Origin of the sequence: Streptomyces sp. LMG1-1-1.1, from assembly GCF_040815545.1 — a bacterium.
Lineage (GTDB): Bacteria > Actinomycetota > Actinomycetes > Streptomycetales > Streptomycetaceae > Streptomyces.
This window is the reverse complement of record NZ_JBFPNH010000033.1, coordinates 73,448-88,601: the sequence shown is the minus strand read 5'-3', so window position 1 is coordinate 88,601 and position 15,154 is coordinate 73,448. Positions and strand designations below refer to the sequence as shown.

Here is a 15,154-nt window from a genome sequence, read left to right as displayed (position 1 = left end):
AGCTATTCGTTGGGTGACTCGTGAGTGGCGAGCTCGATACCACGGCGGCGCCTTAGGTGTCGAGCAAGGATATACAGACCTCCACCCAGGATGCCGCAAGGCTCCCAGATCTCTGTCATCAAAGCCTGAAATCCACCGTCACCAACGATGTAGATCGCCTGTCCACCTACGATCATGGCGATGCTGGTGTTGACTCGCTGATCGGTGCTAATAAGCCAATCGACAGGACGCCAGAGTGCGCCAAGAGCATCGTGCGCACGCATCCGAAGAGCAGCTAGCAGGAAACCCGAAAGGAGAACAAACTTCCTTTGAGATGAAACGTGGATTCCGTGCTCCGGGTCACCGAGAAGAATGGTATGCCATTCGTCGTTCAGGTGAGCCCTTCGGCGACCGGCGATGCGGGCAGCAATATTCGTAACCCGTCGAGCAGTGGGGCTCACAGATACCGACATCATCAAATCATCGGGGGTTAGCTTTACCAGTTCACGACGGTCAACGACACGCAGCAGCAACAGATTCCCGCTATCGTCACAAACGAATACGGCGCGCAGATTCCTATCACAGCGCAGGACGAAAAGCCGCCGAGATCCGAAGCTGCCAGAACGAATGACGCTGAGGTGTTGAAACGCTCCGTCACGAAGGCGCCTTATGGAATCGAAGAAGATGGAGCGGCCATCACGCCCTATGGCTGCGACGTCAGCATCCGCAACGGCAGTGATACTGATTTTCATCGGACCGCCAGGCCGGCCATCAGTCGCTCCCAATCCGGCCCGCTGAAGCGACCTTGGAGACACGCGACTTCTCACCCTCATGCGGTCCCCCCTGCCAGACCGAGCCTGACCCGCCGGACCGCCCGCTTCTCCAGGGCTGCCTGCGCCTGTCGCCGCCCCAGTCCCGTGAGTTCGTAGTAGCGGCGCGGAGGGCGGCCCGGATGGGGGGCACTCTCGCTGCGACTGGCGATCCACCCATACTCGGAGAGTCGATCAAGGATCGGATAGACGGTGCCGGAGCCAAGGTCTGCATCGCGACAGATGCTGAGCCCCCAAGCCGGGCTGTCGCTGGTGGCTGCGAGTAGTGCCTCCAGCACGGCGATGGTTGGCTTTGTCAGCCTGGGAGTTGACATGCGCTCAGTAGAGCATATGTCGAGTACGAGACACCAGGGGAATCAAGCATCCGACGTCAGGCTCGGCTAGCCAGTCCTTCCGCCAGCTGCGGCCTATCTGCGGACGGAGATTGCCATCTAGCCGGGTTTCGCGCTTCTGACCTGCTGGAACGCGTTGGCTGCACGCGTCCTCCGGAGTCGTTGCAGCGCAGCAGCAACGTCGCATCGCAGCCCTAACAGCCAAACCACCTGACAACGACTGCCGCCTGGCCAGGCGTCGCTGGGCCGGGCCGTCTCTGGGCCGTGCGAGGGGAGCCCGCGTCGACCAACAACGACCAACCATGACGACCGGAGCGCAGGTCACAGGCAGGGCAAAGTCTCCACACCGCAGACTCTTCTGACGCATAGTCAGTTCTAGTTATGGTGGGCAATGGCCGTACCGGTACACAGAGACGAGGACGCTCATGACCCAGGTGACCGAGCACGGTGGAGGGGTCTGGTCACTGCGGGTGCCCATCCCGGACAATCCGCTGGGCCACACCCTCGTCCACGTCCTCGACACCGACCGCGGCGCGGTCCTCGTCGACACCGGCTGGGACGACCCGGCCTCCTGGACCGAACTGACCGGGGGGCTCGACGCGCTCGGCGTCTCCGTCCGGGACGTCCACGGCGTCGTCATCACCCACCACCACCCCGACCACCACGGCCTCTCCGGCCGGGTCCGCGAGGAGTCCGGGGCCTGGATCGCCATGCACGCCGCCGACACGGCCGTCGTCCGCCGCACCCGCGAGGCCGAACCCGGCACCTGGCTCGACTACCTGGCCCGCAAACTCGCCGCCGTCGGCGCCCCCGAGGACCACCTCGCCCCGCTGCGGTCCGCCCGCTCCTCCGGCCGGACGCGGACCCTGCCCGGCCTGCGCTCCGCCCTCCCCGACCGCGAGATCGTGCCCGGCGAGCTCCTCGACCTGGCCGGCCGGCGGCTGCGCGCCGTCTGGACGCCCGGCCACACCCCCGGCCACGTCTGCCTCCACCTGGAGGAGGAGCACCCCGCCGGGCTGCCCGGCCACGGCCGGCTCTTCTCCGGCGACCACCTGCTGCCCGGCATCTCCCCCCACATCGGCCTGTACGAGGATCCCGACGACGCCACCGGGACCGACCCCCTCGGCGACTACCTCGACTCCCTCGAACGCATCGGCCGCCTCGGCGTCGCCGAGGTCCTCCCCGCCCACCAGTACGCCTTCGCCGACGCCGCCGGCCGGGTCCGCGAACTCCTCGACCACCACGAGGAACGCCTCACCGGCCTCCTCGACCTCCTCGCCACCCCGCTCACCCCCTGGCAGCTCGCCGAACGGATGGAGTGGAACCGCCCCTGGGACCAGATCCCGCACGGCTCCCGCAACATCGCCGTCAGCGAGGCCGAGGCCCACGTCCGCCGGCTCGTGAAGCTCGGCCGCGCGGAGGCCGTCGCGGGCACGGACCCGGTGACGTACATCGCGGTGTAGCCGGTCACCGGGGGTGTGAGGCGCCTCGCACCCCCCGGGACCGGCCCCGTACGGGCCGGTAGAGTGAGCGCGTCGTCATCATGCCCGTACAGGGGAAAGCCGCCCGGGACGTGACCGCCGGCACCGTCGAGGAACACGGAGCCGGAGCCTGGTACTCCTGAGGCGTGCCGGTGCCCGGCCGCAGGAGAGGGCCCCATGAACACCGTCCGCCGCGGCGCCGCCGCGCTCGCCGCCGCCGCAGTCGCACTCGGCACCGCAGCAGCCGTCCCGGCCGCCGCCGCGCCCTCTCCGACCCCCTCCACGGGCACCCTCCCGACCGGGCTGTACGGCACGGCGGACCCGACGTACGACGGTGTCTGGCGCCAGTCGCTCGCCTTCCTCGCCCAGCGCGCCACCGGCTACCAGCCCGCCGACCAGGCCGTGGACTGGCTGATCGGCCAGCAGTGCGCGGACGGTTCGTTCGCCGCGTTCCGCGCGGACACGGCGGCGCCCTGCGACGCGAAGACGATGCGGGACACCAACGCCACCGCCGTCGCCGTCCAGGCACTCGGCGCCGTCCGCCGCCAGGCCGCCGCCCCCGAGAAGGTCGACCAGGCCGTCAAGGCCGGCTCCGCCTGGCTGAAGACCGTGCAGAACAAGGACGGCGGCTGGGGCTACGGCACCGGCGGCGCCAGCGACGCCAACTCCACCTCGATCGTCGTCGGCGCGCTCGCCGCGACCGGCGTGAAGCCCGGCTCGTACGCCTCCGCCGACGGCCGCACCCCGTACGACGCGCTCCTCGCCTTCGCACTGCCCTGCTCCGACGAGGACGGCGCCGGCGCGTTCGCGTACCAGCCGGACAAGACGGGCAAGCTCCTCGCGAACGCCGACGCCACCGCCGCCGCCACCCTCGCCGGACTCGGCAAGAGCATCGTCGCCACCAAGGCCTCCCCCGAGCAGCCGCCGGCCTGCACCGACCCGACGAAGCCGACCGCCGAGCGGGCCGCCCTCAACGGCGCCTCCTACCTGGCGAAGGCCCTCGCGAAGACCGGCCACCTCACCACCCCGCCGATGCCGGGCGCCACCGACACCACCGAGAAGCCGGACGTCGGCAACACGGCCGACGCGGTCGTCGCCCTCGCCGCGGCCGGCGCCGCCAAGGAGGCGAAGCCCGCCCTGGAGTGGCTGGAGAAGAACTCCGCCGCCTGGGCGAAGCAGAGCGGCCCCGCCGCCTACGCGCAGCTGATCCTGGCCGCCCGCGCCACGGACACCGACCCCCGCGAGTTCGGCACCGCCGACCTGGTCGAGCAGCTCAACGCCACCGGCCCCGCGCCCAAGACCCCGGACACCTCCGCCTCCTCCACCAGCGACGACGAGGACTCCGGCTTCGACATCTGGTGGATCATCGGCATCGGCATGGTCGTCGGCGTCGGCATCGGCTTCCTCGTCAGCGGCCGCAAGAAGTGAGAACGACCGGCAGGACGGGCGCCCGGGTCGCGGGCGCCGCGGCCGGGGCACTGCTGACCCTCACCGCCGTCGCGGCCGCCCCGGCGCAGGCCGCGGGATACCGCTACTGGTCGTTCTGGGAGGGCACCGGCGGGAAGCCCTGGGCGTACGCCACGCAGGGCCCCGCCACCGCACGGCCCGCCGACGGCGACGCGATCGGCTTCCGCTTCGCGATCAGCCAGGGCACGAGCGACACCTCCCGGCCGGCCCTCGCACCCGACTTCGCGGGCATATGCGGGGGCGTGGAGAAGAAGGACGGTGGCAAGCGGATCGCGGTCGTCGTCGACTTCGGCGGCCCGGCGGACGCCCCGCCCGGCGAGACCGTGCCGGCGAAGACGGTCAAGGTCGGCTGCGCGGAGGTCCCCGAGGAGGCGACCGGCGCGGAGGCGCTGGCCGCGGTCGCGAAGCCGCTGCGGTACGACAGCGCGGCCATGCTGTGCGGGATCGCCGGGTACCCGGCGCGGGGTTGCGGCGAGCAGGTCGCGGAGCAGGCTCCGGGATCCGCCGCCCCCACCGCGCCCGCACCCGCCGCGGCCCCCGCGCACGGCGGAGGCGGTCCGTCCTTCGGCGTGCTCGCCGGCGGCGCGGCCGTCCTGGCCCTCGGCGGCGCCGCGATCTGGAAGGCCCGCCGCCGCGGATGAGCCCCGCCCGTAGCCGCTCCATCCCCACGTCCCGGTCCGCCCCGCGGGTCGCGTTCGCCGCGCCCGAGGCGAGCCGGGCGAACGCCGTGCACGCCGGCGCCTGGTGGCTGTGGGCGCTCGGGCTGGCCGTGGCCGCCTCCCGCACCACCAACCCGCTCCTCCTCGGCCTGCTCGTCGGGGTCGCCGGATACGTCGTCGCGGCCCGCCGCACGGACGCGCCCTGGGCCCGCTCGTACGGCGCGTTCGTGAAGCTCGGCCTGTTCGTCGTCGCCCTGCGGGTGGTCTTCTCCCTCGTGCTCGGCTCCCCCATCCCCGGGACTCACGCCCTGTTCACCCTGCCCGAGGTGCCGCTGCCCGACTGGGCGCGGGGCGTGCGGATCGGCGGCCGGGTGACGGCCGAGCAGCTGGTGTTCGCGCTGTACGACGGCGCCAAGCTCGCGACCCTGCTGATCTGCGTGGGCGCCGCGAACGCCCTGGCCAACCCGGCCCGGCTGCTCAAGTCGCTGCCGGGAGCGCTGTACGAGGCCGGGGTCGCCGTCGTCGTGGCGATGACCTTCGCGCCGAACATGGTCGCCGACGTCGTCCGGCTGCGGACCGCCCGCCGCCTCCGCGGCCGCCGCACCGGCGGCGTGCGGGCCGTCCTCCAGATCGGACTGCCCGTCCTCGAAGGCGCCCTGGAACGGTCGATCGCCGTCGCCGCCTCCATGGACGCGCGGGGCTACGGCCGTACGGCACACGTCCCCGCCGGCGTCCGCCGCACCACGAACGTCCTCACCCTCGGCGGCCTGCTCGGCATCTGCGCCGGCTCGTACGGGCTCCTCGCCGCGGAAGGCGCCGGATACGGGCTCCCGCTCCTCGGCGCCGGACTCCTCGCCGCCCTGGCCGGCCTGCGCCTCGGCGGTCGCCGCACCCTCCGCACCCGCTACCGGCCCGACCACTGGGGCGCCCGGTCCTGGCTCGTCGCCGGCTCCGGCATCGCGGTCGCCGCCCTCGTGATCCTGGCGAACTCCTCCGCGCCGGACGCCCTGCACCCCGGCGTCGTGCCCCTCGAAGCGCCCGAGCTGCCGCTCTGGCCGGCCGCGTCGATCCTCGTCGGCCTGCTCCCCGCCTTCGTCGCGCCCGTCCCCAAGGAGAGCACGTGATCCGCTTCGACAACGTCTCCGTGACGTACGAAGGCGCCACCGCGCCCACCCTCAGGAACGTGGACCTCACCGTCCCGGAAGGCGAACTCGTCCTCCTCGTCGGCCCTTCCGGCGTCGGCAAGTCCACCCTGCTCGGCGCCGTCTCCGGCCTCGTCCCCCACTTCACCGGCGGCACCCTCACGGGCCGCGTCACCGTCGACGGCCGCGACACCCGCACCCACCCGCCGCGCGAGCTCGCCGACCTCGTCGGGACCGTCGGCCAGGACCCCTCCGCGCACTTCGTCACCGACACGGTCGAGGACGAGCTCGCCTACGGCATGGAGTCCCTCGGCCTCCCCCCGGCCGTCATGCGCCGCCGCGTCGAGGAGACCCTCGACCTCCTCGGCCTCGCCGAACTCCGCGACCGCCCCCTCGCCACCCTCTCCGGCGGTCAGCGCCAGCGCGTCGCCATCGGCTCCGTCCTCACTCCCCACCCCAAGGTCCTCGTCCTCGACGAACCCACCTCCGCCCTCGACCCGTCGGCCGCCGAGGACGTCCTCGCCGTCCTCCAGCGCCTCGTCCACGACCTGGGCACGACCGTCCTCCTCGCGGAGCACCGCCTCGAACGCGTCGTCCAGTACGCCGACCAGGTCCTCCTCCTCCCGGAGGCGGCGATGGGCCCCCCGGCCCGGATCATGGCGGTCTCGCCGGTGCACCCGCCGGTGGTGGCGCTGGGCCGCCTTGCGGGGTGGGACCCGCTCCCCCTGACGGTGCGGGACGCACGGCGGAGGTCGGGTGAGCTGAAGGCGCAGCTGGAGGGATTCCGTCCGGGGCCGATTCCGGCCCCGCCGGCGCTCGGGGCGCGGGAGTCCCGGGACGGAGCCCCTGGTGTCGGGAAGGGGCGGAGTGGGGGATTCTCCCTCTTCCGACGGCGCCGCACCGACCCCACCACCCCCGCCGAGCCCTCCCCTCTCATCCACACCACCGCCCTGGGCGTCCGCCGCGGCCGTGTGGAAGCCCTCCGCCGCGTCGACCTCCGGGTCACCCCGGGCGAGACCGTCGCCCTGATGGGCCGCAACGGCGCCGGCAAGTCCACCCTGCTGTCCGCCCTCGTCGGCATGGTCGCGCCCACCACCGGCACCGTCCGCGTCGCGGGCCGCACCCCGCACACCACGGACCCGCGTGAGCTGATCCGCCAGGTCGGCCTGGTCCCGCAGGAGCCGCGCGACCTGCTGTACGCGGACACGGTCGCGGCCGAGTGCGCGGCGGCGGACGAGGACGCGAACGCGGAGCGCGGCACCTGCCGCGCGCTGGTGGAGGAGCTGCTGCCGGGCGTGACGGCCGACACGCATCCCCGCGATCTCTCCGAGGGCCAGCGCCTGGCGCTCGCGCTGGCCGTGGTCCTCACCGGCCGCCCGCCGCTGCTCCTGCTCGACGAGCCGACGCGGGGCCTGGACTACGCGGCGAAGGCGCGGCTGGTCGCCCATCTGCGGGGCCTCGCGGCGGACGGGCACGCGATCGTGCTGGCCACGCACGACGTGGAGCTGGCGGCGGAGCTGGCGCACCGGGTGGTGATCATCGCGGACGGTGAGGTGGTGGCGGACGGCCCGACGGCCGAGGTCGTCGTCTCGTCGCCGGCGTTCTCGCCGCAGGTCGCGAAGATCCTCGCGCCCCAGCGCTGGCTCACGGTCGAACAGGTGGAGGCGGCGCTGTGAGGGCGGGGCCCGCGAAGACCGACGGGGGCGCACGCCCGGTCCGCCTGGGTCCGCGTTCCGTGACCGCGCTCGTCCTGGTGTCCGTGATCGGGGTGATCGCGTTCTGCTGGCCGCTGTTCGCGGACGCCGGTTCGGCGGTCACGTCGCACGCCGGGGACGCGCCGTGGCTGTTCGCGGCGCTGCTGCCGCTGCTGGTCGCGGTGGTGGTCGCGACGATCGCGGACTGCGGGATGGACGCGAAGGCGGTGGCGATGCTGGGGGTGCTCGCCGCCGTGGGGGCGGCGTTGCGCCCGCTGGGGGCGGGGACGGCCGGTCTGGAGCCGATGTTCTTCCTGATGGTGCTGAGCGGCCGGGTCCTGGGGCCGGGGTTCGGTTTCGTCCTGGGCTCGGTGACGATGTTCGCCTCCGCCCTGCTGACGGGCGGGGTGGGGCCGTGGATGCCGTTCCAGATGCTGTCGATGGGCTGGTTCACGATGGGGGCGGGGCTGCTCCCCGGCGGGCGTGGCCTGCGGGGCCGGGGTGAGCTGCTGATGCTCTCGGCGTACGGCTTCGTGGCGGCGTTCGCGTACGGGACGGTCATGAACCTGCAGGGCTGGGTCCTGCTCCAGGGCATGGGCTCCGGGGTGTCCTTCCAGCCGGGCGCCCCGCTGCGGGAGAACCTGGTCCGGTTCCTGGCGTACGTCCTGGCCACGTCCCTCGGCTGGGACCTGGGCCGGGCCGCCCTGACCGTCGTCCTGACGCTGACCGTCGGCGGCACGCTGCTCCGGGCGCTTCGGCGGGCCACGCGGCGGGCGAACTTCGAGGCCCAGGTCACATTCAAGGCCCGGGAAGGGGCCGCTCCGGGTGAGGCGCCCCACAGGACCTACGTCACGTACGAGCCGGAATAGTAGAGCGGCGGTACCCACCCAAACCACCCCACACTCAGCCATGACCTGCGGAAACCTCCCAAGCCGCCGCCCGGGACGTTCCGCCCGGGTCCGAACCTGCCTCGTATTCGGCGTCCTTGCCCCGGCCCCGCCGGCCCTGCTTGTCTAGTGGACGTCGCCAGGCAGCCGGTGCTCACCACAGCGCCTCGGTCGGCCGGTTCCCCCAGTTCCCGGGTCTCCCGGGCTCTGGTTCCGGCTTGCCGAAATCGCCTGACGCAGCCCTAGTTCCCGACGTTAGGTAGAAACGTTGATCAGCTCGCTCACCACTCGTGTCGCCGCCCGCAAGAAGACCTTCGCCGCCACCGCAGCCGTGCTGCTGGGTGCGTCGGGCGCGGTGCTCGGCACGACGGGCTCGGCTTCGGCCGCCAGCCCGCAGGAGCTCGCTCGTGACATCGTCCCCGCCTCGCAGTACGCGTCCTTCAGCAAGATCGTCGAGCACGAGTCGCACTGGAACCACACCGCGACCAACTCGTCCAGCGGCGCCTACGGCCTGGTCCAGGCCCTCCCGGCCTCGAAGATGTCCTCGGCCGGTTCCGACTGGAAGACCAACCCGGCCACCCAGATCAAGTGGGGCCTGAACTACATGAACGAGCGCTACGGCTCCCCGAACGCCGCCTGGGCGTTCTGGCAGGCCAACGGCTGGTACTAAGAGAACCTGCCGCCGCACAGCGCATCCGCAAGGCCCCGCCCTCCACTCGGAGGGGCGGGGCCTGCGGCGTCTTCCGCTGTGGATTTTTAGTAGACCGGTCGTCTAGCATTCCCGCATCGGCGTACCCACCGCCCCCGCCGCGACCCCGGAGGTTGACCGTGTCCACGCTCCCCACCCTTCCCCCCGGCCGATTCGGCGAGCTCGTCGGGGTCGCGCTCCCGATCGTGCAGGGGCCCTTCGGCGGCGGCCTGTCCTCCGTCGAGCTCGCGGCGACCGTGTCCGAGGGCGGCGGCCTCGGCTCGTACGGGGCGCACATCCACACCCCCGAGGAGATCACCGCGCTCGTGGCCCGGCTCCGCGCGGCCACCGACCGCCCGTTCGCCGTGAACCTGTGGGTGCCGCTGGAGGAAGAGGAGCGCGGACTCCCGGCGGCCGCGCTCGCCGAGCACGTCGAGCGCCTGCGGCCGTACTACGAGGAACTGGGGGTACGCGTGCCGGGCGCGGAGGACGTACGGGCGTGGCCGGACTTCGACGAGCAGCTCGACGCGCTGCTCGCGGCGGCCCCGCCCGTGATCAGCCTGGTCATGGGGCCGCCGCCGCGCCGGCTGGTCGCGGAGGCCCGGCGGCGCGGGATCGTCGTGGTCGGCACGGCGACGACGGTCGACGAGGCGGTGGCCCTGGAGCGGGCCGGGGTGGACGCGGTGGTCGCCTCCGGCAGCGACGCGGGCGGCCACCGGGGCGCTTTCCTGCGGCCGGTACGTGAGTCCCTGGTCGGCACCTTCTCGCTCGTCCCGCAGGTGGCGGACGCGGTGTCCGTCCCGGTGGTGGCGGCGGGCGGGATCGCCGACGGGCGCGGGGTCGCGGCGGCGCTCGCGCTCGGCGCGGACGCCGTCCAGGTCGGCACCGGGTTCCTGGCCTCGCGCGAGTCGGGGGCGAGCGACGTCCACCGGCGTACCCTCGGCACCCCGGAGGCCCGTACGACCGTGCTGACCCGACTGTTCTCGGGGCGCACGGCCCGGGGCGTCCCGAACGGCTTCGTCCGGGACATGGCCGCCCACGAGGAGCTCGTACCGCCGTACCCCGTGCAGAACGCGCTGATGCAGCCGATCCGCCGGGCCGCCGCCGAGCAGGGCCGGCCCGAGTACGTCAACCTCTGGGCCGGCCAGGCCGCCGCGCTCGCCCCGGCCTCACCCCCGGCCGCCGCGTACCTCGCCGTGCTCGTGGAGCAGACGGTCGAGGCCACGGGCTGACGGTCGGCGCGTGGAGCGGGCGGTCAGAGGCGCTGGATGATCGTGCCGGTGGCGAGCGCTCCGCCCGCGCACATCGTGATGAGCGCGAACTCCTTGTCGGAGCGCTCCAGTTCGTGCAGGGCGGTGGCGATGAGCCGGGCGCCGGTGGCGCCGACGGGGTGCCCGAGAGCGATGGCGCCGCCATTGACGTTGACCTTCTCCAGGTCCTGGTCGAAGACCTGCGCCCAGCTCAACACCACGGAGGCGAAAGCCTCGTTGATCTCGACGAGGTCGATGTCCTTGAGGCTCATCCCGGCCTTGCCGAGGACCGCGCGGGTCGCGTCGACCGGCCCGTCGAGGTGGTAGTGCGGGTCGGCGCCGACGAGGGCCTGGGCGACGATCCGTGCGCGGGGGCGGAGTTTGAGGGCGCGGGCCATCCGCTTGGAGGCCCACATGATGGCGGAGGCGCCGTCGGAGATCTGGGAGGAGTTGCCCGCCGTGTGGATCGCGGCGGGCATGACAGGCTTGAGCCGGCCGAGGCCCTCCATGGTGGTGTCGCGGAGGCCCTCGTCGCGGTCGACGAGCCGCCACATGCCCTGCCCGGCGGCCTGTTCGGCCTCGGTGGTGGGGACCTGGACGGCGAAGGTCTCGCGCTTGAAGCGTTCCTCGGACCAGGCGACGGCGGCGCGCTCCTGGGAGAGCAGGCCGAGCGAGTCGACGCGTTCGCGGGTGAGGCCTCGGCGGCGGGCGATGCGCTCGGCGGCCTCGAACTGGTTGGGCAGGTCGACGTTCCACTCGTCGGGGAACGGCTTGCCGGGGCCGTGCTTGGATCCCGATCCGAGCGGGACGCGGGACATGGCCTCGACGCCGCAGCTGATCCCGATGTCGATGACGCCGGCCGCGACCATGTTGGCGACCATGTGACTGGCCTGCTGCGAGGAGCCGCACTGGCAGTCGACGGTGGTGGCGGCCGTCTCGTACGGCAGGCCCATGGTGAGCCAGGCGGTCCGCGCGGGGTTCATGGACTGCTCGCCGGCGTGGGTGACCGTACCGCCGACGATCTGTTCGACGCAGTCGGCGTGGATGCCGGTGCGGCCGAGGAGTTCGCGGTAGGTCTCGCCCAGGAGGTAGGCGGGGTGCAGGTTGGCGAGCGCGCCTCCGCGCTTGCCGATGGGGGTGCGTACGGCTTCGACGATGACGGGTTCCGCGGCCATGAGCTCGTCCTCTCCTCGACCGGACGGGGTGTCCCGGCACCCCGGTCGGTCGGCGTCACGGGGGAACTAGTACGCGTTCTAGTTCTGAGTGCAGTCTTATGACTGCTACCGCCGGTACGCAAGGGTCCGGGACGCAACAGTTCCCGCTCCGCCCCTTGCTACTTGTAGAACTCGTTACTAACTTTCCCGGCAACTTCTGATGGCCCATCAGATATGGAGAGTGTTGCCGATGCCCTGCCCCCATCTCCCCGAAGGGCTCCCCGACGGGTTCGACGCCACCGATCCCGATCTGCTCCGCGACCGCGTCCCCTTCCCCGAGTTCACCCGGCTGCGGCAGACCGCACCCGTCTGGTGGTGCCCCCAACCGGCCGGCGTCACCGGCTTCGAGGACGGCGGGTACTGGGCCGTCACGCGCCACGCGGACGTCAAATACGTCTCCACCCACCCCGAGTTGTTCTCCTCGAACGAGAACACGGCGGTCATCCGCTTCAACGAGCACATCACCCGGGACCAGATCGAGGTCCAGAAGCTGATCATGCTCAACATGGACCCGCCCGAGCACACCCGCGTCCGCCAGATCGTCCAGCGCGGCTTCACCCCCCGCGCGATACGGAACCTGGAGACCGCGCTGCGCGACCGCGCCCACTCCATCGTCGCCGAGGCGAAGCGCGGCGCGGACGCCGACGGCACCTTCGACTTCGTCACCCGCGTCGCCGTCGAACTGCCCCTCCAGGCCATCGCCGAACTCATCGGCGTCCCCCAGGAGGACCGCTCCCGCATCTTCGACTGGTCGAACAAGATGGTCGCCTACGACGACCCCGAATACGCCATCACCGAGGAGATCGGCGCCGAGGCCGCCATGGAACTCATCGGCTACTCGATGAACATGGCCGCCGCCCGCAAGGAGTGCCCCGCCTCCGACATCGTCAGCCAGCTCGTCGCCGCCGAGGGACAGGGCAACCTCTCCTCCGACGAGTTCGGCTTCTTCGTGCTCCTCCTCGCCGTCGCCGGCAACGAGACCACCCGCAACGCCATCAGCCACGGCATGCACGCCTTCCTCACCCACCCCGGCCAGTGGGAGCTCTTCAAGCGCGAGCGCCCCGCGACCGCCGCCGAGGAGATCGTCCGCTGGGCGACCCCCGTCGTCTCCTTCCAGCGGACCGCGACCCAGGACACCGAGATCGGCGGACAGAAGATCGCCAAGGGCGACCGCGTCGGACTCTTCTACTCCTCCGCCAACAACGACCCCGAGGTCTTCACCGACCCCGAACGCTTCGACATCACCCGCGACCCCAACCCCCACCTCGGCTTCGGCGGCGGCGGCCCCCACTTCTGCCTCGGCAAGTCCCTCGCGATCAAGGAGATCGAGCTGATCTTCAACGCCATCGCCGACGCCCTGCCCGACCTCACCCTCGCCGGCGAGCCGCGCCGGCTGCGGGCCGCCTGGCTGAACGGGGTGAAGGAACTCCGGGTCAGGACCCCCGCCTGAACCCCCGCCCCCTCCGCCCCTCCGTCCCTCCGCCCCTTTGCCCCTCCGCCCGGAACCGGATCATCACCGGGCGCGTCCGACCCCACATGCGGGGGACACACGGAAGCAATCCGGCCACCAGAATCCTGACCACACTCATCGCGCTGCTCGCGCTCCAGCTCGGCTCGCTCGTCGCACCGGCGTACGCCTGCGGCTGCGGCGCGATGATCCCGGACAAGTCCGAGCGCATCGGCGTCGACCGCGAGGAGTCGGCCGTCCGCTGGGACGGCCGCACCGAGACCGTCGCCATGCGGTTCAACGTCCACGGGAACGCCAGGAAGGCCGCCTGGATCATGCCGGTGCCGAGCCGCGCCGAGGTCACCCTGGGCGAGCCGGCCCTCTTCGACACGCTCGCATCCCTCACCGCGCCCGAGGAACGCGACCGGCACTACTTCTGGCCCCGCGAGGGCGACTGGCCCTTCGACGACCCGTGGAGCGACGGGGCGGCCGGCGCCGCCCCGGCCGCCCCCGGCCCCGGCGTCGGCGTCGTCGGCCGCGCCCGCCTCGGCCCCTTCGACGTGGCCCGGCTGACCGCCACCGACCCCGAGGCGCTCGGCGACTGGCTGCACGCCAACGGCTTCGAACTCCCCGAACGGCTCCCCGGCGCCCTCCAGCCGTACGTCGACCGGAAGTGGGAGTACGTCGCCGTCCGCCTCGCCCCGCAGGAGAGCGGCGCGGCCCTCTACGGCAACCTGACCCCCCTGCAGATCAGCTTCGCCTCCACCGAACTCGTCTACCCCATGCGGCTCTCCCGCCTCGCGGCGACACCGCAGACCCTCGGCCTCTACGTCCTCGCCGAGCATCGGATGGAGCCCCGCTCCCCCATCGGCGGCGACCGCCCCGAAGTGACCTTCGCCGGCCGGATCGCCGGCGACGAGAGCCACGCCCTCGCCCTGTTCACCGGCGGCGCCCCCGTCCGGCTGACCGCCCTGGAGCAGAGGTTCCCGCACCCCGAACGCATCGACGACGACCACCACCTGCGGGCCGTCGCCGACACCCCGTACCGCGAGGTCGTCTACACCGACCGGCTCCTCACGGTCGGCGACGACGTCCCCGCCTGGCTGCTCGCCGTCGGCGGCGGACTGCTGGTCGCGGCGCTCGCGACGCTCCTCGCCGTACGGGCGGGAAGGCGCCGCTCGCGACTCGCCGCCGGTGTACGTTCGGCCGCATGACGAACCCTCAGTGGACCGCAGTCGACCACTACTTCGCCGACACGATCTCCCCCGACGACGAGGCCCTCACCGCCGCGCTCGCCGCGTCCGCCGCCGCCGGTCTGCCCGAGATCGCCGTCGCCCCCAACCAGGGCAAGCTCCTCCACCTGCTGGCCCAGGTGCAGGGCGCCCGCAGCATCCTGGAGATCGGCACCCTCGGCGGCTACAGCACCATCTGGCTGGCCCGCGCCCTGCCCGCCGACGGCCGGCTGATCTCCCTCGAATACGACCCCGCCCACGCCGATGTCGCCCGCGCCAACATCGCCCACGCCGGCCTCGACAAGATCGTCGAGGTTCGCACGGGCGCGGCCCTCGACTCGCTGCCGCGACTGGAGGCGGAGGGCGCGGGCCCCTTCGACCTCGTCTTCATCGACGCCGACAAGGTCAACAACCCGCACTACGTGGCCTGGGCCCTCAAGCTCTCCCGCCCGGGCACGGTGATCGTCGTCGACAACGTGGTGCGCGACGGCAAGGTCGCCACCGAGCACCCCGACGACCCCGCCATCACCGGCACCCGCGCCATGTTCGACCTGGTCGCCCGCGAACCCCGCCTGGACGCCACCGCCTTCCAGACGGTCGGCACGAAGGGCTACGACGGCCTGCTCCTCGCCCGCGTCACCGCATAGGACCGCGCCCGGCCGGGACCGCTTCCACTCGGAGATCGCGCCCGACACCATCCCACTCCCCTCGGTGCCGAAGGCGAACAGGGCGGCGATCCCTCCGAGCCGGGCGAAGTCGGCGGTGATCGCTTCGAGCCGGGCGAAGTCGGCGGTGATCCCTTCGAGCCGGGCGAAGTCGGCGGCGGCGGTCTCGCAGAACAGGCCGCCCCGC

At 72.4% G+C, this 15,154-nt stretch carries 14 protein-coding genes; 11 read left to right on the top strand and 3 right to left on the bottom strand.

Annotated features, from left to right (window positions below):
• Window positions 1-2: 2 nt before the first annotated feature.
• On the bottom strand, window positions 3-731 hold the full coding sequence (locus MRBLMG1_RS20260; protein ID WP_367825496.1) for a hypothetical protein: 729 nt from the start codon (window positions 729-731) through the stop codon (window positions 3-5).
• A 77-nt stretch (window positions 732-808) separates the two neighbouring features.
• A complete protein-coding gene (locus tag MRBLMG1_RS20255) occupies window positions 809-1,123 on the bottom strand; it encodes a PadR family transcriptional regulator (protein WP_366376070.1) in 315 nt (104 codons plus the stop codon).
• A gap of 443 nt (window positions 1,124-1,566) precedes the next feature.
• Here MRBLMG1_RS20255 and MRBLMG1_RS20250 point away from each other — a divergent pair, with 443 nt between their 5' ends.
• From MRBLMG1_RS20250 to MRBLMG1_RS20215, 8 genes are all read left to right on the top strand, one after another.
• Window positions 1,567-2,604, top strand: coding sequence for an MBL fold metallo-hydrolase (locus tag MRBLMG1_RS20250; protein ID WP_367825495.1), 1,038 nt, complete (start codon window positions 1,567-1,569; stop codon window positions 2,602-2,604).
• A 195-nt stretch (window positions 2,605-2,799) separates the two neighbouring features.
• The gene (locus MRBLMG1_RS20245; protein WP_367825494.1) at window positions 2,800-4,050 is read left to right on the top strand and encodes a prenyltransferase/squalene oxidase repeat-containing protein; all 1,251 of its coding nucleotides are present in this window, start codon (window positions 2,800-2,802) and stop codon (window positions 4,048-4,050) included.
• Entirely contained in the window at window positions 4,047-4,730 is a 684-nt protein-coding gene (locus tag MRBLMG1_RS20240; protein WP_367825493.1) for an SCO2322 family protein, read from the top strand. Before MRBLMG1_RS20245 ends, MRBLMG1_RS20240 begins: the two co-directional genes overlap by 4 nt.
• Entirely contained in the window at window positions 4,727-5,872 is a 1,146-nt protein-coding gene (locus tag MRBLMG1_RS20235; protein WP_367825492.1) for an energy-coupling factor transporter transmembrane protein EcfT, read from the top strand. Before MRBLMG1_RS20240 ends, MRBLMG1_RS20235 begins: the two co-directional genes overlap by 4 nt.
• A complete protein-coding gene (locus MRBLMG1_RS20230) occupies window positions 5,869-7,566 on the top strand; it encodes an ABC transporter ATP-binding protein (protein ID WP_367825491.1) in 1,698 nt (565 codons plus the stop codon). The genes MRBLMG1_RS20235 and MRBLMG1_RS20230 overlap by 4 nt, the downstream gene beginning before the upstream one ends.
• Window positions 7,563-8,453, top strand: coding sequence for an ECF transporter S component (locus MRBLMG1_RS20225; RefSeq protein WP_367825490.1), 891 nt, complete (start codon window positions 7,563-7,565; stop codon window positions 8,451-8,453). Before MRBLMG1_RS20230 ends, MRBLMG1_RS20225 begins: the two co-directional genes overlap by 4 nt.
• Before the next feature lie 286 nt (window positions 8,454-8,739).
• Window positions 8,740-9,141: a transglycosylase SLT domain-containing protein gene (locus MRBLMG1_RS20220; RefSeq protein ID WP_367825489.1), complete on the top strand. Its 402-nt coding sequence runs from the start codon at window positions 8,740-8,742 to the stop codon at window positions 9,139-9,141.
• 158 nt (window positions 9,142-9,299) lie between these two features.
• Window positions 9,300-10,391, top strand: coding sequence for an NAD(P)H-dependent flavin oxidoreductase (locus tag MRBLMG1_RS20215; protein WP_367825488.1), 1,092 nt, complete (start codon window positions 9,300-9,302; stop codon window positions 10,389-10,391).
• A gap of 23 nt (window positions 10,392-10,414) precedes the next feature.
• Here MRBLMG1_RS20215 and MRBLMG1_RS20210 read toward each other — a convergent pair whose 3' ends face one another.
• On the bottom strand, window positions 10,415-11,584 hold the full coding sequence (locus tag MRBLMG1_RS20210) for a steroid 3-ketoacyl-CoA thiolase (RefSeq protein WP_367825487.1): 1,170 nt from the start codon (window positions 11,582-11,584) through the stop codon (window positions 10,415-10,417).
• Between the two features lie 229 nt (window positions 11,585-11,813).
• On the opposite strand from MRBLMG1_RS20210, the gene MRBLMG1_RS20205 reads away from it, so the two are divergent.
• The 3 genes from MRBLMG1_RS20205 to MRBLMG1_RS20195 all read left to right on the top strand — a co-directional run bounded on the left by MRBLMG1_RS20205 (window position 11,814) and on the right by MRBLMG1_RS20195 (window position 14,949).
• Entirely contained in the window at window positions 11,814-13,073 is a 1,260-nt protein-coding gene (locus tag MRBLMG1_RS20205; protein WP_367825486.1) for a cytochrome P450, read from the top strand.
• 86 nt (window positions 13,074-13,159) lie between these two features.
• Window positions 13,160-14,284, top strand: coding sequence for a DUF2330 domain-containing protein (locus MRBLMG1_RS20200; protein WP_367825485.1), 1,125 nt, complete (start codon window positions 13,160-13,162; stop codon window positions 14,282-14,284).
• The gene (locus MRBLMG1_RS20195; protein WP_367825484.1) at window positions 14,281-14,949 is read left to right on the top strand and encodes an O-methyltransferase; all 669 of its coding nucleotides are present in this window, start codon (window positions 14,281-14,283) and stop codon (window positions 14,947-14,949) included. Before MRBLMG1_RS20200 ends, MRBLMG1_RS20195 begins: the two co-directional genes overlap by 4 nt.
• Window positions 14,950-15,154 lie beyond the last annotated feature (205 nt).

Bases quoted from the DNA above. Each gene is read 5' to 3' on its own strand.
- MRBLMG1_RS20250 (WP_367825495.1), top strand. From the start codon at position 1,567: ATGACCCAGGTGACCGAGCACGGTGGAGGGGTCTGGTCACTGCGGGTG.
- MRBLMG1_RS20245 (WP_367825494.1), top strand. From the start codon at position 2,800: ATGAACACCGTCCGCCGCGGCGCCGCCGCGCTCGCCGCCGCCGCAGTC.
- MRBLMG1_RS20200 (WP_367825485.1), top strand. From the start codon at position 13,160: ATGCGGGGGACACACGGAAGCAATCCGGCCACCAGAATCCTGACCACA.
- MRBLMG1_RS20235 (WP_367825492.1), top strand. From the start codon at position 4,727: ATGAGCCCCGCCCGTAGCCGCTCCATCCCCACGTCCCGGTCCGCCCCG.
- MRBLMG1_RS20255 (WP_366376070.1), bottom strand. From the start codon at position 1,123: ATGTCAACTCCCAGGCTGACAAAGCCAACCATCGCCGTGCTGGAGGCA.
- MRBLMG1_RS20205 (WP_367825486.1), top strand. From the start codon at position 11,814: ATGCCCTGCCCCCATCTCCCCGAAGGGCTCCCCGACGGGTTCGACGCC.
- MRBLMG1_RS20210 (WP_367825487.1), bottom strand. From the start codon at position 11,584: ATGGCCGCGGAACCCGTCATCGTCGAAGCCGTACGCACCCCCATCGGC.
- MRBLMG1_RS20195 (WP_367825484.1), top strand. From the start codon at position 14,281: ATGACGAACCCTCAGTGGACCGCAGTCGACCACTACTTCGCCGACACG.
- MRBLMG1_RS20260 (WP_367825496.1), bottom strand. From the start codon at position 731: ATGAAAATCAGTATCACTGCCGTTGCGGATGCTGACGTCGCAGCCATA.